The organism is Haliea alexandrii (assembly GCF_003719295.1).
In the GTDB taxonomy this organism is placed as follows: domain Bacteria; phylum Pseudomonadota; class Gammaproteobacteria; order Pseudomonadales; family Halieaceae; genus Haliea; species Haliea alexandrii.
Window position 1 is genome coordinate 1,520,582 of record NZ_RFLW01000001.1, and the last position, 21,151, is coordinate 1,541,732.

General features: G+C 60.9%; 17 protein-coding genes. 10 read left to right on the forward strand and 7 right to left on the reverse strand.

Annotation, left to right across the window (positions count from 1 at the left end):
• The first annotated feature begins 31 nt into the window (after nucleotides 1-31).
• From lpxC to mutT, 5 genes are all read left to right on the forward strand, one after another.
• Nucleotides 32-943 carry a UDP-3-O-acyl-N-acetylglucosamine deacetylase gene (lpxC, locus tag EGJ68_RS06865; protein WP_123034095.1) on the forward strand — a complete coding sequence of 304 codons (912 nt, stop codon included), beginning with the start codon at nucleotides 32-34 and terminating at the stop codon, nucleotides 941-943.
• Nucleotides 944-1,078: 135 nt separating this feature from the next.
• Entirely contained in the window at nucleotides 1,079-2,011 is a 933-nt protein-coding gene (locus tag EGJ68_RS06870) for a M23 family metallopeptidase (RefSeq protein ID WP_123033709.1), read from the forward strand.
• 83 nt (nucleotides 2,012-2,094) lie between these two features.
• A complete protein-coding gene (gene secA / locus EGJ68_RS06875) occupies nucleotides 2,095-4,815 on the forward strand; it encodes a preprotein translocase subunit SecA (RefSeq protein ID WP_123033710.1) in 2,721 nt (906 codons plus the stop codon).
• Nucleotides 4,816-4,844: 29 nt separating this feature from the next.
• On the forward strand, nucleotides 4,845-6,071 hold the full coding sequence (gene argJ, locus EGJ68_RS06880) for a bifunctional glutamate N-acetyltransferase/amino-acid acetyltransferase ArgJ (protein WP_123033711.1): 1,227 nt from the start codon (nucleotides 4,845-4,847) through the stop codon (nucleotides 6,069-6,071).
• Entirely contained in the window at nucleotides 6,072-6,485 is a 414-nt protein-coding gene (gene mutT, locus EGJ68_RS06885) for an 8-oxo-dGTP diphosphatase MutT (protein ID WP_123033712.1), read from the forward strand.
• Between the two features lie 23 nt (nucleotides 6,486-6,508).
• Here mutT and coaE read toward each other — a convergent pair whose 3' ends face one another.
• Genes coaE through pilB form a run of 4 tightly spaced genes read right to left on the reverse strand, consistent with a single transcriptional unit; the run spans nucleotide 6,509 to nucleotide 10,998 of the window.
• Nucleotides 6,509-7,123, reverse strand: coding sequence for a dephospho-CoA kinase (gene coaE, locus EGJ68_RS06890; protein WP_123033713.1), 615 nt, complete (start codon nucleotides 7,121-7,123; stop codon nucleotides 6,509-6,511).
• 25 nt (nucleotides 7,124-7,148) lie between these two features.
• Nucleotides 7,149-8,015 carry a prepilin peptidase gene (locus tag EGJ68_RS06895; RefSeq protein WP_123033714.1) on the reverse strand — a complete coding sequence of 289 codons (867 nt, stop codon included), beginning with the start codon at nucleotides 8,013-8,015 and terminating at the stop codon, nucleotides 7,149-7,151.
• Between the two features lie 12 nt (nucleotides 8,016-8,027).
• Nucleotides 8,028-9,245: a type II secretion system F family protein gene (locus EGJ68_RS06900; protein ID WP_123033715.1), complete on the reverse strand. Its 1,218-nt coding sequence runs from the start codon at nucleotides 9,243-9,245 to the stop codon at nucleotides 8,028-8,030.
• A gap of 34 nt (nucleotides 9,246-9,279) precedes the next feature.
• Nucleotides 9,280-10,998, reverse strand: a complete 1,719-nt coding sequence (gene pilB / locus EGJ68_RS06905) for a type IV-A pilus assembly ATPase PilB (RefSeq protein WP_123033716.1) — start codon at nucleotides 10,996-10,998, stop codon at nucleotides 9,280-9,282.
• 411 nt (nucleotides 10,999-11,409) lie between these two features.
• Here pilB and EGJ68_RS06910 point away from each other — a divergent pair, with 411 nt between their 5' ends.
• The 4 genes from EGJ68_RS06910 (at nucleotide 11,410) to EGJ68_RS06925 (ending at nucleotide 16,688) form a co-directional block, all read left to right on the forward strand.
• The gene (locus EGJ68_RS06910) at nucleotides 11,410-11,859 is read left to right on the forward strand and encodes a pilin (protein ID WP_123034096.1); all 450 of its coding nucleotides are present in this window, start codon (nucleotides 11,410-11,412) and stop codon (nucleotides 11,857-11,859) included.
• A gap of 114 nt (nucleotides 11,860-11,973) precedes the next feature.
• Complete coding sequence (locus EGJ68_RS06915) at nucleotides 11,974-13,935, forward strand: beta/alpha barrel domain-containing protein (RefSeq protein ID WP_123033717.1); 1,962 nt, start codon at nucleotides 11,974-11,976, stop codon at nucleotides 13,933-13,935.
• A complete protein-coding gene (locus EGJ68_RS06920) occupies nucleotides 13,935-15,815 on the forward strand; it encodes a tetratricopeptide repeat protein (RefSeq protein ID WP_123033718.1) in 1,881 nt (626 codons plus the stop codon). The genes EGJ68_RS06915 and EGJ68_RS06920 overlap by 1 nt, the downstream gene beginning before the upstream one ends.
• Complete coding sequence (locus EGJ68_RS06925) at nucleotides 15,816-16,688, forward strand: glycosyltransferase family 2 protein (RefSeq protein WP_123033719.1); 873 nt, start codon at nucleotides 15,816-15,818, stop codon at nucleotides 16,686-16,688.
• Here the strand turns inward: EGJ68_RS06925 and EGJ68_RS18090 are convergent.
• From EGJ68_RS18090 to EGJ68_RS06935, 3 genes are all read right to left on the reverse strand, one after another.
• On the reverse strand, nucleotides 16,645-16,866 hold the full coding sequence (locus EGJ68_RS18090) for a hypothetical protein (protein WP_158283550.1): 222 nt from the start codon (nucleotides 16,864-16,866) through the stop codon (nucleotides 16,645-16,647). The two genes, EGJ68_RS06925 and EGJ68_RS18090, sit on opposite strands and share 44 nt — an antisense overlap.
• A gap of 16 nt (nucleotides 16,867-16,882) precedes the next feature.
• Entirely contained in the window at nucleotides 16,883-19,060 is a 2,178-nt protein-coding gene (locus EGJ68_RS06930) for a sulfatase-like hydrolase/transferase (protein WP_199227943.1), read from the reverse strand.
• 289 nt (nucleotides 19,061-19,349) lie between these two features.
• Nucleotides 19,350-19,826, reverse strand: coding sequence for an Lrp/AsnC ligand binding domain-containing protein (locus EGJ68_RS06935; RefSeq protein ID WP_123033720.1), 477 nt, complete (start codon nucleotides 19,824-19,826; stop codon nucleotides 19,350-19,352).
• 193 nt (nucleotides 19,827-20,019) lie between these two features.
• Here EGJ68_RS06935 and ald point away from each other — a divergent pair, with 193 nt between their 5' ends.
• Nucleotides 20,020-21,144 carry an alanine dehydrogenase gene (gene ald / locus EGJ68_RS06940; protein ID WP_123033721.1) on the forward strand — a complete coding sequence of 375 codons (1,125 nt, stop codon included), beginning with the start codon at nucleotides 20,020-20,022 and terminating at the stop codon, nucleotides 21,142-21,144.
• The last annotated feature ends 7 nt before the right edge of the window (nucleotides 21,145-21,151 follow it).

Consider the following 21,151-nt stretch of genomic DNA (forward strand, 5'->3'; position numbering starts at 1 on the left):
CGGGTTCGGGGCAGAGGAGATGGGTGAAGGCATGATTCGACAGCGCACATTACGCAACGCCATCAAGGCAACAGGTGTTGGCTTGCACACGGGCGAAAAGGTGTATCTCACCCTCTCGCCCGCGCCAGTGGACGCCGGGATTGTATTCCGCCGGGTGGATCTCGACCCGGTGGTGGAAATTCCGGCCCGGGCGGAAAATGTGCGGGAAACCACGCTGTCAACGACGCTGATCGCCAATGGCGAGAAGGTATCGACGGTCGAGCACCTGATGTCAGCCATGGCGGGGTTGGGTATCGATAACGCCTTTGTCGATGTCAGTGCGTCGGAAGTGCCTATCATGGATGGCAGTGCGGGTCCGTTTGTATTCCTCATCCAGTCTGCGGGGATCGAGGAACAGCCGGCGGCGAAGAAATTCATCCGTATCAAGCGTCCGGTCACGGTGGAAGACGGGGACAAGACAGCCAGCTTTCTCCCCTTTGATGGCTTCAAGGTCTCGTTTTCCATCGAGTTCGATCACCCGGTGTTCCGCGAGCGCTCGCCGCATGCGGAAATCGATTTCTCCAGCACCTCCTTTGTCAAGGAAGTCAGCCGCGCGCGCACCTTCGGGTTCATGCACGAAATCGAGTACCTGCGCTCTCAGGGCCTGGCTCGTGGCGGCAGCGTGGACAACGCGATCGTGGTGGATGAATACCGCATCCTGAATCAGGACGGCTTGCGCTACGATGATGAATTCGTGAAACACAAGATCCTCGACGCCATCGGCGACGTGTACCTGCTCGGCTACAGCGTCATCGGCGAGTATCGGGCGCACAAGTCCGGTCACGCACTCAATAATGCCTCCCTGCGCGCCCTGATCGCCCAGCCGGATGCCTGGGAGATGGTGACTTTCGACGATGAAGCGACGGCGCCGATTTCCTTCTCATTGAGTCCTGCGGCGGCCTGATAGCCGGCCCGCCAGCAGGGACATGGCAGCGGGGCACTGTGCGACGTCTGCCGGTGGCTCACGCGCAAATTGTCATTGGTAATATTCCCGTGACTATGGCACACTCGTGTGTCAGTTCATTGCAACCGGTTGCCAATGAAAGTCATTCTGATAAGCCGCAAGCACGGCGGGTCCCGCTCTCTGGAGTTGGGTCGCTGGTCCCGTGCCCTGCTGTCCCTGTGCTGTTTGGGGCTGCCGCTGGGCATGGTTGCGCTCGGGTACTTTGTGGGCCAGGAGACGCAGGCGCGCGATGTACGCGACAACTCCCTGGACAGCCTGCAAGACGAACTTGCCACCCAATCCACTGAACTCGAAGGGCTTCGGTTAGAGGCCGAGCGCAAGCTGCAGGCCATGACCCTGAGCCTTGCCGAGCTGCAGGCGCGCATGACACGCCTCGACGCGCTGGGCGAGCACCTCACCGTCATGGCCGACCTGCAGGACGGTGAGTTCGATTTCAGCCAGCCACCCGCTGTGGGTGGTCCTCTGGCCGCAGACTTCAGTGTGGAATATCTGGCGCCCGACCTGACCGGCGAGCTGCAACATTTTGCCGAGCGTCTCACTGAACGCGAACAACAGCTGGAGATACTCGAGTCGCTGCTGACCCACCGCAAGCTGGACGACGAAGCCTGGGTGTCTGGTCGGCCAGTGGAGAAAGGCTGGGTGTCTTCCGGCTTTGGCGTGCGCACCGACCCCTTTTCCGGCAAGCGCTCCGCGCATTACGGCATCGACTATGCGGGCAAGGCCGGCTCCAATGTGATCGCCGTAGCCGGTGGCGTCGTGACCTTTGCCGGCAACGACAGCAACGGCTACGGCATGATGGTCGAAGTCTCCCACGGCGATGGTCTGCTCACGCGCTACGCACACAATCAATCCAACCTGGTTGAGCCTGGCGATCTGGTGCGCAAAGGCCAGGCTGTCGCCCTCATGGGCTCCAGTGGCCGCGCTACGGGCCCGCACGTGCACTTCGAGGTCTACAAACACGGCCGCCCGGTCGACCCCTCCAGCTACGTGCATCGCACCCGACGCTGAATCTCCACCACCGCTGAATTTGTTTCCCGCCGGGTGCTGAGCCGGGTGGGTGATGCCCTGATGTCTAACGCAGTGATTCCCTAATGATTACGACTACGATGAAGAAGATCTTCGGCACCCGCAATGACCGGGAGCTGAAACGCATGGGCAAGATCGTTCGCCAGATCAATGCACTGGAAGAAAGCATGCAGGCACTGGACGATGCGGCGCTGGCGGCGAAGACTGCGGAGTTTCGCCAACGGCTGGCGGACGGTGCCACCCTGGACAAGATCCTGCCGGAAGCGTTTGCCGTGGCCCGGGAGGCCAGCCAGCGCACTCTGGGCATGCGCCACTTTGATGTTCAGCTGATCGGTGGCATGGCCCTGCACGAGGGCAAGATTGCGGAAATGGGCACCGGCGAGGGCAAGACACTCGTGGCCACGCTGCCGGCCTATCTCAACGCGCTGTCCGGTAACAGTGTGCACCTGATTACCGTCAACGACTACCTCGCAGGGCGCGATGCACAATGGATGGCACCGCTGTACCGTTTCCTCGGCGTATCCGTTGGCGTGATACGCTCCGGCCAGAGCCAGGAACAGAAGCGCGAGGCCTACCACGCGGACATCATCCACGGCACCAACAACGAATTCGGCTTCGACTATTTGCGCGACAACATGGCCTTTCGCCTCGAGGACAAACTGCAGGGTGGCTTGAGCTTTGCCATTGTCGACGAAGTGGACTCCATCCTGATTGATGAGGCGCGGACGCCGCTGGTAATTTCCGGCGCCTCCGAAGACAGCTCGGTGCTCTATCAGCGCATCAACAAGCTCATTCCCCAGCTCAAACGCGACATGGAAGGGGAGGAGGGTCATTTCACGGTCGATGAGAAGCAGCGCCAAATCGAACTGACCGAGGCTGGGCACGAGTACGTGGAGGAGCTGCTGACCGGCGAGGGGCTGTTGCAGGAAGGCGACAGCCTGTATGCCGCCACCAACCTCAACCTGTTACATCACGTGTATTCGGGGCTGCGCGCGCATGCCTTGTTCCACCGCGATGTCGAGTACATTGTGCAAGGCGACCAGGTGGTGCTGATCGACGAGCACACCGGGCGTACCATGGCCGGTCGCAGACTGTCCGAAGGCCTGCATCAGGCCATCGAGGCCAAGGAAGGCGTGCGCATCCAGAACGAGAGCCAGACCCTGGCCTCAACCACCTTCCAGAATTACTTCCGTCTATACAAGAAGCTGGCCGGCATGACGGGTACAGCGGATACCGAGGCATTTGAATTCCGCCAGATCTACGGCCTGGACGTGCTGGTGATTCCGACCAACAAGCCGCGTCAACGCAAGGACCTGAACGACCTCGTTTACCTTACGCGCGCAGAAAAGTTCGACGCCATCGTCACCGACGTCAAGGATTGCATCGAGCAGGGGGCTCCCGTGCTGGTGGGTACCGCGTCGGTGGAGACGTCGGAGGAGCTGTCCCAGCGCTTCCGCACCGCGAAGATCCCGCACAAGGTGTTGAACGCCAAGTACCACGAGCAGGAAGCGGAGATCATCGCACAGGCGGGCCGGCCGGGCGTGGTGACGATTGCCACCAACATGGCGGGTCGCGGTACCGATATCGTGCTGGGTGGTAGCCTTGAGGCAGAGCTTGAAGCGCTGGACGAGGTGTCAGAGACGCAGCGCGCCGAATTGACGGCGGCCTGGCGTGAGCGTCATGAGGCCGTGCTGGCGGCGGGTGGCCTGCACATTCTGGGCACCGAGCGGCATGAATCGCGACGCATCGACAACCAGCTGCGTGGCCGCGCCGGCCGCCAGGGTGACCCCGGGCTGTCGCGATTCTACCTGTCGCTGGAAGACAACCTCATGCGCATTTTCGCCTCTGACCGGGTGAAAGGCTTCATGCAGAAATTGGGTATGGAGAAAGGTGAAGCGATTGAGCACCGCATGGTCACCAACGCGATCGAGAAAGCGCAGCGCAAGGTGGAAGGCCGCAACTTCGACATCCGCAAACAACTGCTGGAATACGACGATGTCGCCAACGACCAGCGCCAGATCATCTACCAGCAGCGCAATGAGTTGCTCAGCGAAGCCGATATCGCCGAGACCATCACCGCCATTCGCGAGGATGTGGTGAACGAGGCGATCTCGAGTTACATCCCGCCGATGAGTGTTGAGGAGCAGTGGGACGTGCCCGGCCTCGAGCGCCAGCTGGAGGCGGAGTTTGCCGTGACCCTGCCGGTGCAGACCTGGCTGGACGAGGATGACAGCCTTCACGAAGAGGCGCTGCGTGAAAAGATCATCGCTGCGGTGCAGGCCGCCTACGACGCCAAGAGTGCGGATGTGGGCCCGCCCATGCGCAAGATCGAGAAGCAGATCATGCTGCAGGTGCTCGACACCCTGTGGAAGGACCACCTCGCGACCATGGATCACCTGCGCCAGGGTATTCACCTGCGCGCGTACGCTCAGAAGAATCCCAAGCAGGAATACAAGCGGGAGTCCTTCGCCCTGTTTGAGCAGCTGCTGCAGAACCTCAAGTACGAGGTGGTGAAGTTCCTGAGCCATGTGCAAATCCAGCACCAGGATGAATCGGCGTTGATTGAGGCGCGGCGGCGCGAAGCGGCGGAGCGCGAAAAGCTGGCCTTCCAGCACGCTGCGGCATCCGCCATGGCGGAGGAGGCGCTGGCCAGTGCTTCAGCCGAGCCGGCAGCCGCTGAAACGCCGCAAACCTTTACCCGTGAGCAACCCAAGGTGGGGCGCAACGAACCCTGCCCTTGCGGCAGTGGGAAAAAGTACAAGCAATGTCACGGGCGCATTGATTAACGCAGGCAGCGTAGCGGGAGAAAACGCCTATGGCGGTGGGTGAAGCAAATCTCGGAGAGTTGCTGCCGGTAGCGGGCTTGCGCCTGGCCACGGTGTCGGCCGGCATCAAGAAGCCCGGGCGCAGGGATGTTGTGCTGATGGCGTTGACGCCTGGCAGTCATGTCGCCGGCGTGTTTACCCGCAACGCATTCTGTGCGGCACCGGTCGTGGTGGCCAGGTCACACCTCGCGGCCAGCTTGCAACAGCCCGCCTACCTGCTGGTGAATACCGGCAATGCCAATGCAGGCACTGGCGAGCCCGGCCTGGCGGACGCGCGACGCTGTGCCGGCGCCGTTGCCGAGCTCACCGGGGTGCCCACGGAAGCGGTGCTGCCATTTTCCACCGGCGTGATCGGTGAGCCGCTGCCGGTGCAGAAAATTGTGGACGTGTTGCCACAGGCGCTGGCCGAACTGCGTGAAGGCGGCTGGCTTGATGCGGCGCACGGTATCATGACCACCGACACCCGGCCCAAGGCGTGCTCGGTGCGTTTCAGCTGTAACGGACACAGCCATGTGGTCACGGGTATGGCCAAGGGCGCCGGCATGCTGCGGCCCAACATGGCCACCATGTTGGCCTACCTGGCCACCGATGTGGCGGTAAGTCCTGCATTGCTACAGATCCTGCTGGCAGACGCGGTGGAGATGTCCTTCAACCGGATAACGGTAGACGGCGACACCTCCACCAATGATGCCTGCATGCTGGTGGCGACCGGTGCGGCTGGCAATACCCTGCTGGAGTCGACCGACGAGCCACTCTATGCAGCGCTGCGGGATGCCCTGCAGGACGCCTGCGTGACGCTCGCCCAGGGCCTGGTGCGCGACGGCGAGGGCGCCAGCAAGTTTGTCACGGTGCAGGTTAACGGTGGTGGCGATGAGCAGGAGTGCCTTGATGTGGCCTTTACCATTGCCCACTCGCCGTTGGTGAAAACCGCCCTGTTCGCCTCCGACCCCAACTGGGGCCGCTTGCTGGCCGCTATTGGCCGCGCGGGGCTGGACGATCTTGATGTGACGCGTGTGGCTGTCTACCTGAATGATGTGCTGATCGCCGAGCAGGGCTGCCGGGCGGCGAGCTATACAGAGCAGCAGGGCGCCGCGGCCATGGCCGCAGAGGACATCACCATCCGTATTGAACTGCAGCGCGGGCCTGCCTCCGCCACCGTCTGGACCAGCGACTTCTCCTACGACTACGTGCGCATCAATGCGGAGTACCGTACCTGAATGGCGGTAGTGCATGTCGCCGTCGGTGTGCTGCTGGACGAGCGAGGTCATATTCTTATCAGCCGTCGCGCCAGTGCAGCGCACCAGGGCGGGCTGTGGGAGTTCCCGGGCGGCAAGGTAGAGCCCGGCGAATCGGTAGAGCGTGCTCTGGCGCGTGAGTTGCGCGAAGAGCTCGGCATTGGTTTTGCGGCATCCCGGCCGTTGCTGTTGGTACCGTTCAACTATGGTGACAAGGCCGTGTTGCTGGATGTACACCTGGTCACAGAGCTTGCGGGTGAGGCGCGCGGACTGGAGGGCCAACCGCTGCGTTGGGTCAGCGCTGATGAATTGTCGCGCTATGAGTTTCCTGCAGCCAATGCACCGATCGTGTCTGCCGTGCGCCAGCATCTGGCACACGCGTCCTTGAGCACATAAACTGACATATCAGGCGTGCAGCATCAGGCCTGGCGCGCTTCCTCCGCGCGCTGCAGAAACTCCTTGTGAAGCTCAGCCACCACCCCATCCAGCGCGTCCAGCGTGCCGCTGTTATCAATCACGATGTCGGCCAGCGCCAGCCGTTGTGCCCGGGGTAGCTGCGCCGCCATGATGCGCTTGACCTGATCCGCATCATTGCTGTCGCGCTGCACGGTGCGGGCGAGTTGTACCGCTTCAGGTACATCCACCACCACCACCAGCGATGTCAGTGCGCGCTGCGTGGCAGACTCCAGCAGCAGGGGTGAACTGAGCAGGGTATAGGGGCTGCGTGAGGCGGCCAGCTGACGCTGGATTTCCTCACCGATGAGCGGGTGCGTCAGCTGCTCCAGCCATGCGCGCTGCGCGGGGTCAGCGAACACGATGCGGCGCAGGGCGGCGCGGTCCAGGCCGCCATCGGGCTGCAGCAGCCCGGCGCCGAAACGCTCGGCGATCGCCGCCAGTGCCGGCGTGCCCGGCTCCACCACGATGCGTGCCACGATATCAGCATCAACCACGGTAATGCCGTGGCGCGCGAAGCGGTCGGTCACCGCCGTTTTGCCGCTGCCGATACCGCCGGTAATCCCTACAATAAAGCGCATGGGCTCTTTCCTGGTCTGCATGCCGTTAGCCGGGCAGGCCGTTGGCGCCGAGCCAGGCATCGAGAATGGGTTCACCCCAGATTAGCGCCAGCCAGCCGGCCGCGGCCAGATAAGGGCCAAAAGGCATGGGGATGTCGCGCCCACGGCGCTGCACCACAATGAGCGCAATGCCAACCAGTGCGCCCACCAGCGACGAGAGCAGAACCACCAGCGGCATGGCCTGCCAGCCGAGCCAGGCGCCCAGCGCCGCGAGCAACTTGAAGTCGCCATAGCCCATGCCTTCCTTGCCCGTGGCCAGCTTGAACAGCCAGTACACGCTCCACAGAATGCCGTAGCCCGCCATGGCGCCGAGGACCGCGTCCGCGATGGGCACGAACGTGCCCGACAGGTTGAATGCGAGGCCCAGCCAGAGCAGCGGCAGGGTAATGTCATCAGGCAGGAGCTGGGTGTCGAAGTCGATCAGGGTGAGGCTGATCAGTGCCCAGGTCAGCAACACGGCGCCGGCCAGCTGCAACGTTGGGCCATAGTGCAGGCCCAGCCACAGCGTTGTCAGCCCGGTGACCGCTTCCACAATGGGGTAGCGCGGGGAAATCCGTACACGACACTGGGCGCAGCGGCCACCGAGCAAGAGGTAACTGGCTACGGGTATATTCTGCCAGGGGCGCACGGGCGCCTTGCATTGCGGGCAATGGGAGTTGGGAACGGCCAGGCTGAGGGGCGGGACCTCGGGTGCAGGCTGCTCCAGGAGTTCGCAACAATCCCGGCGCCATTGCGCCTGCATCATCAGGGGCAGCCGGTACACCACCACATTGAGAAAGCTGCCGACCACCAGCCCGAACAGCAGCAGGCAGGTGGCGAGCCACCCGGGCTGCTCAAGAAAGACGTCAAGCACCTTGGGTTGTCCTCAGATGACCGAACCCAGCATAAAGATCGGCAGGTACATGGCGATCATGAGCCCGCCCACCAGCACGCCGAGTACAGACATGATGATCGGTTCCATCAGGGAGCTCAGACTGTCTACCGCGTTATCTACCGCTTCCTCGTAGTGCTGTGCAACCTTGTCCAGCATGTCGTCCAGAGCGCCGGATTCCTCGCCAATCGAAACCATCTGCAGCAGCATGTTGGGGAACAGGCCGGTGGCGCGGATGGCCTGGTAGAGCGTGGTGCCGGTGGTGACATCATCGCGGATCTGCAAAATCGCCTTGCTGTACACCGAGTTGCCGGCGGCACCGGCTGTGGAGTTCAGGGCATCCACCAGCGGCACGCCCGCGGCAAAGGTTGTGGCGAGGGTACGCGAGAAACGGGCGACGACCGCATCGTGCACGATGCCCCCGACGACAGGCAGCCGCAGTGCGACCCGGTCCAGCGCCTCGGAAAAAGCCACGGAGCGGTGTTTGGCTTCCTTGAAGCCGAATCCGGCGGCGACCATGCCGATAAGGATGATAAACCACCACTCCTGCATGAAGTTCGACAGGCCCACAACCATCAGCGTGAAGGCTGGCAGATCCGAGCCGAAGCTGCGGAACGTGTCGGCAAACTGCGGCACCACCTTGATTAACAGAATCGCCGTCACCACAATGGCCACGATCACCACGGCGGTAGGGTAGGTCATGGCCTTCTTGATCTTGGCCTTGAGCTGCTCGGTTTTTTCCTTGTAGGTCGCCACCCGGCTCAGCATGACTTCCAGCGTACCGGAGGCTTCACCCGAGGCCACCAGGCTGCAAAAGAGATCGTCGAATTGCCGTGGGTACTTGGCCAGGGAGGGGGCCAGGCCAGAGCCGGAGGCCACATCGTTCTTGATGCTGACCACCAGTTCGCGCATGCGCGGCTTGTCCAGGCCCTCCGCGACAATATCGAAACTCTGCACGAGTGGCACACCCGCCTTCATCATGGTGGCGAGTTGCCGGGTGAAAATGGCAATGTCCGCCGCCTTGATCGGCTTGCCGCTGCCACCGAACAGGGGCTTGGCTTTTTTCTTCACCGTTTTCGGCTTGATGCCCTGGGTGCGCAACTGGGCGCGGGCTACCCCCGAACTCTGGGCGGTAATTTCACCCTGCGTGGTGCGTCCATTGCGATCGACGCCGTTCCACACAAATACGTTTTTTGCCGCGTTGGTTGCCATAGTCTCGTCCGTTCAGCACGTGGTTACGCAGTTTCTAATCGGTGGTCACCCGGTGTACTTCTTCCAGACTGGTCATGCCCTTGAGCACCTTGACCAGTGCCGCCTGGTGCAGGTCGTGGAAGCCTTCGGCCCTGGCCTGCTTGTGGATTTCCATGGCATTGCCCTGGGACAGGATCAGCTGGGCAATGGTCGGGGTGACGCGCACCACCTCGTAAATGCCCACGCGACCCTTGTAGCCGTCCGTGCAGAGATCGCAGCCCACGGCGCGGCGGATATCAGCGTCTACCAACTGCTCTTCCGTGAAACCGGCTTTCAGCAGAACCTCGGTGGGCAGCTCGGCCGGCTCGCTGCATTCCTTGCACAGGCGGCGGGCAAGACGCTGGGCGATAATCAGGTTGACAGAGGTGGCCAGGTTGAACGAAGGCACGCCCATGTTGAGCAGGCGGGTTACCGTTTCCGCGGCGCTGTTGGTGTGCAGGGTGGATAGCACCAGGTGGCCCGTCTGTGCCGCCTTGATGGCGATTTCCGCGGTTTCCAGGTCGCGGATCTCACCCACCATGATCACGTCCGGGTCCTGGCGCAGGAAAGAGCGCAGGGCCTCGGCGAAGTTGAGCCCCACCTTGGGGTTCACGTGTACCTGATTGACGCCTTCCATATTGATTTCCACCGGGTCTTCCGCGGTGGAAATATTGCGCTCCGGCTGGTTCAGCAGATTAATGCCGGTGTATAGCGACACCGTTTTACCCGAGCCGGTGGGGCCGGTGACCAGAATCATGCCCTGCGGTTTGCTCAATGCATCCAGGTACATTTGCTTCTGGTCTTCCTCGTAGCCGAGTGCATCGATACCCATTTGCGCACTGCTCGGATCCAGAATACGCAGCACCACCTTTTCGCCAAACAGGGTGGGCAGGGTGTTCACCCGGAAGTCGATGGCGCGGTTGCGTGACAGCTTCATCTGAATGCGCCCGTCCTGCGGTACGCGACGCTCGGAAATGTCCATCTGCGACATGATTTTCAGGCGCGCCGCCATACGTGCGGACAGGTTCTTGGGTGGCTTCACCACCTCGCGCAGAATGCCATCGGTGCGGAAGCGGACCCGGTAGTTCTTCTCGTAGGGCTCGAAATGAATATCCGAAGCGCCCTGTTTGATGGCGTCGACCAGTACTTTGTTGATAAAACGCACGATGGGGGTTTCATCCAGCGCCTCGGTCCCTGAATCCTCCTTGCTGCTGTCCTCGCCACCGGAGATATCGATGTTTTCGAAGTCTTCGGATTCCAGGTCACCCAGGCCTTCGGAGAGGTTGTCCTGCGATTCTGTCCACTCGGTGATGACCGTGTTGAGGCTGCGCTCCTCCACCAGAATGGCATCGGTATTGACGCCGGTGTGGAACTTGATCTCGTCGAGCGCAGCCAGGTTGGTGGGGTCGGAGACGGCAATGAACAGGCGGTTGCCGCGGCGAAACAGTGGCAGGGCGTGGTGCTTGGTAACGAGGTTGATGTCTACCAGGCCGCTGGGCAGACTGGCCGTGTTGAAAGCGTGGATGTCGAACAGGGGTACGCCGAACTCATTGGACGCGATCTCGGCAATTTTGTGGCTGTCGAGGTCGAGCTTGTCAACGAGGTACTTGACCAGCGGCACGCGCTGAAAGGTCGACTCGCGCTGCGCCTCCTTGGCTGCCTCCGCGCTCAGCAGCCCTTCAACGACAAGGCGCCCCGCCAGGCCACTTAGCTGCCCAATTGCTCTCTCATTCATCCTGCCTGCATCCCTGGGGGTCGCATTATTTTCGTCCATCTTGTTACAAGTATACCCACAGAAAGTTCATGCTAATACCCTGAGTACGCTGTAAAAGCATGATTTTATGTGGATTTTTGCCGATTTCGGCGGGCAGCTTCCGGGGCTGGAGGCAAGCCGTGGCAATAAGGTGGTGACAAAAATCGTCACATCCGGTCGCTCTATGACCCAAAATGGTCAGGTCGGCACTCGGATACCCACCGCTTTTGCCTGACCGTTGGTTTCAACCTCCTGTTTTATCAGGAGAAACTGTCATTTCGCCAAGCATATCCTCATGTGGCACGCTTTATGCTTTCCTTGGAGTGCTACGCGCTCTCCGAGCACGCGTGCGGACCAAACACCCCGCAGGGGACAGGAGTAAGGAACATGAAAATGCAGAATGTACAAAAGGGTTTCACCCTGATCGAACTGATGATCGTTATCGCGATCGTGGGTATTCTGGCTGCCATCGCGCTGCCGGCGTACCAGGACTACACAGTGCGTGCGAAGATGTCTGAGCCGCTGGCTGCGCTTGCAGAGGCGAAAACAACGATTGCGGAGTACTATTCAACAACTGGCAATCTGCCTACTGCAGCGGCAGCGGGTATTAATGACTTTCCTAACAAAGATATTGTGAAATCTGTGATTTATTCCAGCACAGCCAATGTCGGTCCTTTGCTTACCGCAATTGTGCAGCCAGGGGTGATCCCAGGCACGGCTGGGGATGAATTTGTGCTCTCTGGCACTACTCGTGCTGATCGCTCCATTGAGTGGAAATGTAAGCCGATTACTGGCGCCTCTGGCATCCCCGCTAAGTTCCTCCCGGCTAACTGCCGCGGCTAAAACTTCGCTGAGTACCGAAAAGCCCGGCACCGCCGGGCTTTTTTTCGCCCACAGTTTTTGCCTGCAGCCTAAAGCGTTATACACTCCTTTCCCCCCGTGTTTAGAGAGTGTCACGTGCCGCCCAGTCCCTTGGCCACCGTTGTGAAAAATCCCCAGCCCCGCTGGTTGGTGGTGTTCCTGCTGGGCATTGCGGCGATCGTTTACGCCTGTAACGCGGGTGATGACTTCCTCTTTGACGATACGCCGGCACTTAGCGGCAACGAACTGGTCCAGATATCCGGCGCGCGATTCGACGAGTGGCGCACGGCGGCACTCAGCTCTAACGCAGGCCCGCTCAGCCGCCCCTTGACCATGGTGACCTTTGCCCTGCAGCACGCGCTTGATGATGGTTTCAGCGCGCGCTCCCTGAAGCTGGGCAATATCGCGATTCACCTGACGATTGGCGTATTGCTGTTCTTTCTTTTTCGCACACTGCTCGCGGAATGGGTGTCGCAAGGCCGTTTACACACTCCCGTTGGGTGGGTCGCAGCCGTGGCAGCGGGGCTGTGGCTGCTGCACCCGCTGCATGTGTCCACTGTGCTCTACGCGGTGCAACGCATGGCGCAGTTGTCGACGCTGTTTGTTGTGCTGGGCCTGTTCCTGTTTGTGCGCTGGCGTTCGCGCTGGGCCGTGCAGGGCGCGGGCGTCGATGAGGTGGTCGCCGCGGCGCTCTGGTTGTTCCTGGTGGTGATATTCGCCGTGCTGAGCAAGGAAAATGGTGCGCTGCTGTTGTGGCTGGTGCCGGCGGTGGAGGTTGCGGTATACCGCGGCCGTTGGGCGGGGCAACGGCTGCCGCTACTGGTGTTCGCGGGCTGGTTCCTGCTGTTGCTGCCGCTGGCGTTGATTGCGCTGATTTTCTGGCTTTCCCCCGAGACGTTTCTGGGGGGGTATGCGCAGCGTAATTTCACGCTGGAGGAGCGTCTTCTTACACAGTCCCGTGTGCTGTGGCAGTACGCGGGTTGGATCGCGTGGCCCAATATTCTGAGCATGGGGTTTCAGCACGACGATATTGTGCTGTCGTCGGGCTGGCTCAATCCCGTGTCGACGCTGATTGCGCTGCTCGCCTGGCTGGCGCTGCTGGTGCTGGCCCTCTGGCAGCGCGCACGCTGGCCGCTGTTGCTGCTGGCGGTATTGATTTATCTCGTTGGTCACAGCATGGAGTCCAGCTTTCTTGCCCTGGAGATGGTTTATGAGCATCGCAACTATCTGCCGAGTATTGGCGTGTGCCTGCTGCTGGGTTTTGCGCTGGTTGAGCTGTTGCGCCGTTTATCGCCTGCCCGCGGTGCAGTAGCGTCAGTTGCGTTGGTAGCGGTGGTTGCCCTGCTGTTGGCTGTGCGCAGTCACACCTGGTCCGACGACCTCACCTTGTCGCGCACGAACGTTGCCCGTCATCCCGCCTCCGTGCGCTCCAACTATTTTTATGGCAATGCTCTATTGCGCCAATATCGCTTGCGTGAGTCGCTGGGTCTTTCCGACAAGGATGCAGAAGCAAGCCTGGCTGTTGGGCGCCACTATATGGAGCTGATGCACCAACGGGACCCGGCGGATATCGGTGCGCTGGTGATGCTGTATTACCTGGATAGCCTGTTTTTCCCCGAGCTGGGTGCGCACACCGACTGGCTTTCAACGCTGCAGGCGGCATTGCCTGGCCGTGTACTCAAGGCATCGGACAGGAATGCCCTGCAGGTGTTGGCCGAGTGCATGGGTGACGGCAAGTGCGCTACGGCGGAAGTCGAGGTAGAAAAGTTGTTTGCAGCGCTGGGGCGCCATTCTCTTACGCCGTCTGATCTCGATAGTCTCCGTTACTCGTACCTGCAAGCCAGTGGCGCACCGCCAGACGAGTTGCTTGCCGTCCTGGAGGATGCGCTCGCACGCGCGCCGGGTCAGCTGAGTTATTACCCCTATCTACTCGCCCAGTACGGTGAGCTCGGTGACGCCGAAGGACTCCTGCGTTCCGCCGGGCAATGGATGCAGTACGACACTAATCGTCGGCAGCTACCACTGCAACGTCAGCTCTTCGCCGGGGCGAACCCCTGATGTCAGTTCGTTTCAACAGGTTCTGGTTGATTGCAGCGTTCGGCTTGCTGCTCGCCGCGACGGCATGGCTTTACGCCCCCGGGATTCACGGCCCGGCATTGCTTGATGACCGGACCAGTGTCACCTTGCTGGAAACGGACGTGGATTCACGGCAGCTCGTAGAGCAGGTGCTGGGTGACGGCTCAGGGCCGCTGGGTCGGCCCGTGACAATGGCCACTTTCGTCGCCGAGCGGGCGCTGTTGGGTGCGGATTTGCGCTGGAGCAAGGCGATCAACATTGCCCTGCATGTGGTCAATGGCGTGTTGCTTGCGTGGTTCATTCTTTTGCTGCTTCGCGGTTCCGGGTATTCGCGCAGTCTGGCGGTAGCACTGCTGGCTGCAGGTCTGTGGCTGGTGTCACCGCTGTGGGTGAGCACGGTGCTCTATGCCGTGCAGCGCATGGCCATGCTGGCGTGCACCTTCATGCTGCTGACGCTGATCACCTACCTGCAGTGGCGAGCGGCTTACGTCCGCGGGCAGCTTGGCATCTGGCGTTTATTGGTTGTTGCCGGTTGTGCAGTGCTGGCGGTATTCGCCAAGGAAAACGGCATTGTGGTGCTTCCTGTGTTGCTGCTTCTCGAGCTGCTCTGGTTTGGTTGTCGGCGAGCGGGGGTTGTCGATCGCAGACTGCTTGCCGTCGTGCTTGGACTGCTGGTGCTGGGAGCGTTATCGGTGGTCTCTGTTTTCTTGCTGGTCCCGGAACGCTTTCTGGCGCACTACACCTTGCGAGAATTCACGCTTGAGGAGCGGTTGCTCACGCAGGGCAGAATTCTCTGGGATTACCTCGGGCAGTTGGTGTGGCCGCAGACAGCGCGCATGGGGCTTTATCACGACGATGTGCTGCTTTCTCATTCTTTGACGGACCCCGTTGCAACGCGCCATGCACTGCTTGCCTGGGGTGGGGTTCTGGTTGCAGCCGCAGTGTCGTCGGGCTTCGTGCTGGGGCGCCGGGTGACCTTCTGCCTTCTCTTTTATCTGGTGGGGCACAGCGTCGAGTCGAGCGTGCTGCCGCTGGAGCTGTATTTTGAACACCGCAACTATTTCCCGGGGATCGCGGTTTTCCTGTTGGCGGCACTTTTGCTCGCCGAGCTGCAGCAGCGGTGGCGCAGGGTGGCAGCGCCGGTCATGGCGTATCTTGCGCTCGCTCTGGTTGTGTTGAGTTTCAATACCAGCTCCCAGGTGGAGATCTGGTCAAACAGCTACCTGCTGCGTTTCAATCAGATCAATGCACACCCCGCGTCTTTTCGTGCCAATGCCGACATGGCCGTGATGTATGCGAGAGCGGGCAGCCTTGAGCGTGCGCTTGAATACTCCGCTCATGCACACGAGCACACACGAGAACGGGCCGGCGATCATTACATGCGCAATCTTGCGCTCAGTTGTATTGCCGACCAACCGCTGTTGGCAACGCAGGAGCCGAATCGGCACGCACTTGTGGCCGAGCGACCTCTGAGCTCCGTTCCCACGTTGCACACCCTGGTGAAGATGTTGCAAAACGATGAGTGCCGGCACCTGGATCGTTCTGCGTTGGCAGACACATTTGCAGCGGTATATTTGCGGCCTCAGGCAGAAGCGACTGCTTCAGGCAATATCTACGCCTTGCTCGCGGTGCTGGAAAACGCGCTGGGCCGCTATGCCAATGCCTATGAATATACGGCACGATTTCTCGCCGAGTCGCCCCAGGCAACGAGAGGGCTCTTAATGCAGCTGCATTTCAGTACCGCATTGGGTAAAGTGGACGAGGCTGACGACCTCAAGCAGCGGTTGTTGACGCTGCAGGATGCTGGAGCGTTGTCTGTTGTAGACCAAGAGACACTCGCGCTTTACCTGGAGACTGACTAGTTGCGAATTTCCATTGTAATACCCGCCAGGAATGAGCAACTCGGGCTCGCGCCGCTCCTGCCACGCCTTCGCACCCTCTACCCCGACGCCGAGCTGATTGTCGTCAACGACGGCTCCGAGGACGACACCGCAGCGGTGGCCCGCAGTGCCGGTGCAACCGTGGTTTCGCACCCCTACCCCAAGGGTAACGGTGCTGCGATCAAATCCGGCGCGCGCGCGGCGAGGGGCGATGTGCTGGTGTTTATGGACGGTGATGGCCAGCACGACCCGGCAGACATCGCCAGCCTGCTTGCGCCCATGATGCAGGGCTACGACATGGTCGTGGGTGCGCGCTCGGGGCGGTCGTCCCAGGCGAGCATTGCGCGCTGGAGCGCCAACACGCTGTATAATCGCCTGGCCAGCTGGATGGTAAACCGGCGTATTGACGACCTCACCTCGGGGTTTCGTGCGGTGAACCGGCGCAAGTTCCTGAGCTTCCTCTACCTGCTGCCGAACGGCTTCAGTTACCCCACCACGTCCACCATGGCCTTCTTCCGTGCCGGCTATTCGGTGGGCTTTGTCCCCATCGCGGTAGAGCAGCGGGTGGGCAAGAGCCACATCAGTCCCCTGCGTGACGGGGTGCGTTTTTTCCTGATCATCTTCAAGATCGGCACCTTGTACTCCCCACTGAAGGTGTACTTTCCGCTGTCGGTGCTGCTGGCGGGGCTGGGGCTGGCGAATTATCTGCTGGGCGCCTTCGGCAGCGGGCTGCTGCGTTTCAGCAACATGAGCTCTCTGCTGCTGCTGGCGGGCCTGGTGGTGTTTTTCATCGGTTTGATCGCCGAGCAGCTCACCAACCTGCAGTACAAGGACATTGATCACGACCTGGATTGAGCGTCACTGCGCCTTCGGGTAGCCGCAGCGTCAAGGCGGCCTCGATCTGCTCCATTTTCAGCGCCGGAATCAGCAGGGCACTGGAGATATTCAGCAGGGGCACGTTGGCAAGAATGACCGCCGGCAAGGCCACGTTCAGCGCGTAGCCACTCAGGGCTACGGCGCTTGTGGCTGGCATGCCGGGCGCCCTGCGCTCAGGTGCCCCCGCTTCTGCAGTCCAGGCCCTGGTTCTGAACGATGATGGCTTCGTCCAGTGCATCGGTTCGACCGTCAAGATTCAGATCATAAACGCTGGAAAGCCCGGTGGCGTTGGCATACTTCCCCCATTCCTGAAGGTCCGTGTCGTCAACCACACCGTCAATGTTGCCATCACCGGGGCAGTCAACCACTGTGGCGCGCAGGGCCGCCAGCCGTTCGGTCAGCTCGGTGAGGGCGGCCTGCGCCGCATCATCCAGTGCATCCAGTGGTAGTTCGTCGCCCGCTCTGTCCAGCCACGGCGTGCTGATTGGCTGGTCGATGGCAAACAATTCCAGCTGTGTGTCATCCACACAGATGCCGGAGCTGCAATCCTTGAAGGTGTTTTCGACCAGTTTATAGTTTTCGTTGCGCACCGCGATGGCCACCAGCGGCTGAATGTCAAAGGGCTCGCCGCCGTTGCTGGTGACGAAGTCCAGTACCTCTGAGCAGTAGGTGAAGCCCTCTGCGGGAGCAGGGACGCCGTTGAAGCTGGCTTCGTTGCCCTTGCCCCACCAGACACCGTTGTTGTCTTCGCAAATGCTGCGGATATTGGGAATCTGGGTGCAACTGCCCACCACGCAGGGGCCGTTCACTTCGCCATTGGCCTGCAGGCTCAAGCCCACCTCGGCATAGTTCCAGTCGCGCAGGGGCGGCTGCTCAGGGTTGGTGAGATACGGCAGCATGGAAACAGCGTCCAGCGTCAGCGGCACCTCGGCCTGAACATCTTCGATACCGGCAATTTCAGCAAACAGGGCGAACAAATCCGCGACGTTCACCATGGACGTTACCTGCCGTCCGGGCGCGCTGACCTGCGGGCCACTGACGATCAGGGGCACCCAAACGCCTGATTGATAGGCCGTACCCTTGGATCGGCTAACATCGAAGGGAAATTTGGCCGTGCTGCCGAGCGAGCCATTGTCGCCGAGGATCACCACCATGGTGTCGGTTGCTTCCGGGGTGTATACCAGCTCGCCATCGGCGTCACGGCTAGCAAGTCCCGTGGCCACCAGCAGCCGGCCGACTTCAAGATCCAGTGATTCCAACATCAGGTTGGACAGAATCCGTTGTACCACTATGTTGCCGCAATCAAGGTTGGTGGAGTCAACGTTGGCGGGAGACGCCGGGTCAACCGGTGGCTGCACCAGCGGGGTGTGAATGGATGCAAAGCTGACCGTCGCCATCCAGGGCTGGTCTGCTGCCCGGGAATTGATCCATTCTGCGGCTTCATCCACCGCGAAACGGGTACGAAATTGACGCGACCGGGGGTCAGTGAGTGCAAGCCTTTCCACCGAGCCGTCAGGAAAGTTATACACCATCGGCGACACCGAGTGGGCGTTCATGCGGTTGAAATCCAGGTGCTCGGGCAGCATGTTTTGGCAACTGGTGTTGGGGTCAAAGATGCCGCCCTCGTCGCGGCAGCTGCGCCCGGGCGCGATGATGCCGCCGCCGTGCTCAGTGCAGTTGCCGTCGGCCAGGTAGCAGGCGCCGCTGTCTGCCCCATTGGGCTGGGTGCCATCCGGCACAAAGCCGCAGCTGTAGGTGCCCTCGGGGGCTACACCGCCAGCAGTGGTATCAACAGAGGTTGGGTCGCCGGTCTCGTCCAGCCAGCCAGCGAAATAGTCCCAGCCCAAGTCATGCACCAAAGCATCACCCGCAGGGTAGTTGCCCTGCAGAGCGATGTGGAACTTGCCGAACAGCGCACTCTCGTAGCCTCGCCCGGCGAGCAGTTTGGGAATGGTGGTGGTGTAGGGCGAGGTCATGGAGTTGGCGAGGTCGTTCGGGCCCAGCGCTGCTTTGACATTGGTGCGCAAGGGAAAGCGGCCTTCAAACATGACCGCGCGCGTGGTCGAGCAGGCGGGCATCGACCAGGTGTCGGTGAAGCTGACGCCGGTGCCGGCCAGTTTGTCGATGGTAGGCGTTGCCGGTGGCGTCTCGCCGCCGTAACCGAAGATCTCCATTTGGTCCATGCCCACATCGTCGAGGACGATGAACAGAATGTTGGTTGCTGCTGGCTCGGGCTCGGGGGGTAAGGTTATCTCCGGGCTGGATGAGTTGTCGGAGCAGCCCGCGATGAGCAATGCAATGGCGCCAAGGCGCATTATTTGCCCCCGGCGGTTACTGAGTTTGGCCTGCATGGGATGTTCCCGGAATGAAGTGGGCGCAAGCTTAACATGAGTTATTGTCAAACTTGGTGTTTAGGGCCTGAATCAAGCGGCGGCCTGCTTTTTTTATTCTGTTACCTCGATTCCATCTTTGAATTGCACTCCGGCCCAGCTTGATCAGGTTCATTTCCCGCGCCAACAGCAGCACCTGCACAAACAAGACGTCGAGCTGGGGTGCGTTTTTCATCGATTTGATCGCCAGGCAGCTGACTAACCTGCAGTACAAGGATATCGATCACGACCTCGATTGAGTGCACTCTGCTCAGGGTATGTTCAATGCCAGGGTTTCCTTGACCTGTTCCATCACCACGTAGCTGGTTGACTCCTGCACGCCCGGCAGGGTGAGCAATGTTTCCCCCAGAAAGGCGCGGTAGGCATTCATGTCTGCGACTCGTGCCTTGATCAGGTAGTCGAAGTTACCTGACACCAGATAGCACTCCTGCACTTCCGGCAGCTCGAATGCGCCGCGTTTGAATTCCTCGAAGATATCCTGCGCGGTACGGTTGAGGCGGATCTGCACAAACACGACCAGCCCCGCATCGAGCTGCTCCGGATCCAGTATGGCCTGGTAGCCGCGAATAATGCCCTCGCGCTCCAGCCGTTTGATGCGTTCCTTGCAGGGCGTTGTGCTCAGGCCCACCTGTCGGGCCAGTTCGGCATAGCTGGTGCGCGCGTCCTGCTGCAGTAGCCGCAACAGGCGGCGGTCGGTCCGGTTCAGATTCTGTCGTGTGCCCTTCATGCCTGCGGCTCCCGATTGCGGTTATATGGTGGCAACTATTAACGTGATTGTGGTTCTATGGTAGTCGATATGGCTGTATTTTGTCGTATATATAGGGTGAAACAACTGCAAAGAAGGCGAAAATACACGAGAAAAGTCCAGTGTTCCCTACTAGCATGCGGAGTTCATGAACCGGTTGTTGGAGGCTGTCCCAGTGCTGATTGGCGTACCCAAGGAAATCAAGAATCACGAGTATCGCATTGGTCTCACGCCGGCCGGCGTGGGAGAGCTGGTGCACGATGGTCACCGCGTACTGGTGCAGCGCGATGGCGGCGAGCCGATAGGCTTTGACGATGCCCAGTACCGGGATGCGGGTGCGGACATCATTGCTGACGCCGAAGCGATATTCGCCGAGGCTGACATGATCATCAAGGTCAAGGAGCCGCAGCCGGTTGAATGTCGCATGCTGCGCCCCGGCCAGCTGTTGTTTACCTACCTGCATCTGGCGCCCGATCCGGCACAAGCAGCGGCGCTGCTGGCATCCGGCGCCACCTGCATCGCCTACGAGACGGTCACCTCGGCGAACCGCGGCCTGCCCCTGCTGGCCCCCATGAGCGAAGTGGCGGGTCGTATGGCCATCCAGGCCGGTGCGCACAATCTGGAAAAGGCGCAGGGCGGCAATGGCGTATTGCTGGGCGGGGTGCCGGGGGTGGAGCCTGCGCAGGTCATGGTGATCGGTGGCGGCGTAGTAGGCATTAATGCCGCGCGCATGGCCATGGGCATGGGTGCGGATGTCACGCTGCTGGACCGCGACCTCAACCGCCTGAAGGAACTGGACATGCTGTTTGGCGGCCGTCTGAAAACGGTCTACTCCACCAAGGAGGCCCTGGAGCGCTATGCGCTGCAGGCGGATCTGGTGGTCGGTGCGGTGCTTATCCCCGGCGCTTCAGCGCCCAAGCTGATCAGTCGCGACCTGGTGGCGAGAATGAAGAAGGGCGCGGTGATGGTGGATGTGGCTATTGATCAGGGTGGCTGTTTCGAAACCAGCCGCGCGACCACGCATCAAGACCCGACCTATGTCGTGGACGGCGTGGTCCACTACTGTGTGGCGAATATGCCAGGTGGAGTGGCGAGAACCGCCACCATGGCATTGACAAACGCCACGCTGCCCTATGCCGTCAAGCTGGCCCGGCACGGTGTACTCGCGGCCTTGGAGCAGGATGAGCACCTGCGCAACGGCCTCAACGTACATGCCGGGCAGGTGACCCATGCGGCAGTGGCAGAAGCCCTGGGCTTACCGTTCATGGAGCCGATGCAGGCACTGCGCAGCCTGGCGTGATCTGGCC

Bases quoted from the DNA above. Each gene is read 5' to 3' on its own strand.
- EGJ68_RS06920 (WP_123033718.1), top strand. From the start codon at position 13,935: ATGTCAGTTCGTTTCAACAGGTTCTGGTTGATTGCAGCGTTCGGCTTG.
- EGJ68_RS06900 (WP_123033715.1), bottom strand. From the start codon at position 9,245: ATGGCAACCAACGCGGCAAAAAACGTATTTGTGTGGAACGGCGTCGAT.
- secA (WP_123033710.1), top strand. From the start codon at position 2,095: ATGATTACGACTACGATGAAGAAGATCTTCGGCACCCGCAATGACCGG.
- EGJ68_RS18090 (WP_158283550.1), bottom strand. From the start codon at position 16,866: ATGCCAGCCACAAGCGCCGTAGCCCTGAGTGGCTACGCGCTGAACGTG.
- EGJ68_RS06870 (WP_123033709.1), top strand. From the start codon at position 1,079: ATGAAAGTCATTCTGATAAGCCGCAAGCACGGCGGGTCCCGCTCTCTG.
- lpxC (WP_123034095.1), top strand. From the start codon at position 32: ATGATTCGACAGCGCACATTACGCAACGCCATCAAGGCAACAGGTGTT.
- EGJ68_RS06935 (WP_123033720.1), bottom strand. From the start codon at position 19,826: ATGAAGGGCACACGACAGAATCTGAACCGGACCGACCGCCGCCTGTTG.
- EGJ68_RS06930 (WP_199227943.1), bottom strand. From the start codon at position 19,060: ATGCAGGCCAAACTCAGTAACCGCCGGGGGCAAATAATGCGCCTTGGC.
- pilB (WP_123033716.1), bottom strand. From the start codon at position 10,998: ATGAATGAGAGAGCAATTGGGCAGCTAAGTGGCCTGGCGGGGCGCCTT.
- EGJ68_RS06910 (WP_123034096.1), top strand. From the start codon at position 11,410: ATGCAGAATGTACAAAAGGGTTTCACCCTGATCGAACTGATGATCGTT.
- mutT (WP_123033712.1), top strand. From the start codon at position 6,072: ATGGCGGTAGTGCATGTCGCCGTCGGTGTGCTGCTGGACGAGCGAGGT.
- coaE (WP_123033713.1), bottom strand. From the start codon at position 7,123: ATGCGCTTTATTGTAGGGATTACCGGCGGTATCGGCAGCGGCAAAACG.
- argJ (WP_123033711.1), top strand. From the start codon at position 4,845: ATGGCGGTGGGTGAAGCAAATCTCGGAGAGTTGCTGCCGGTAGCGGGC.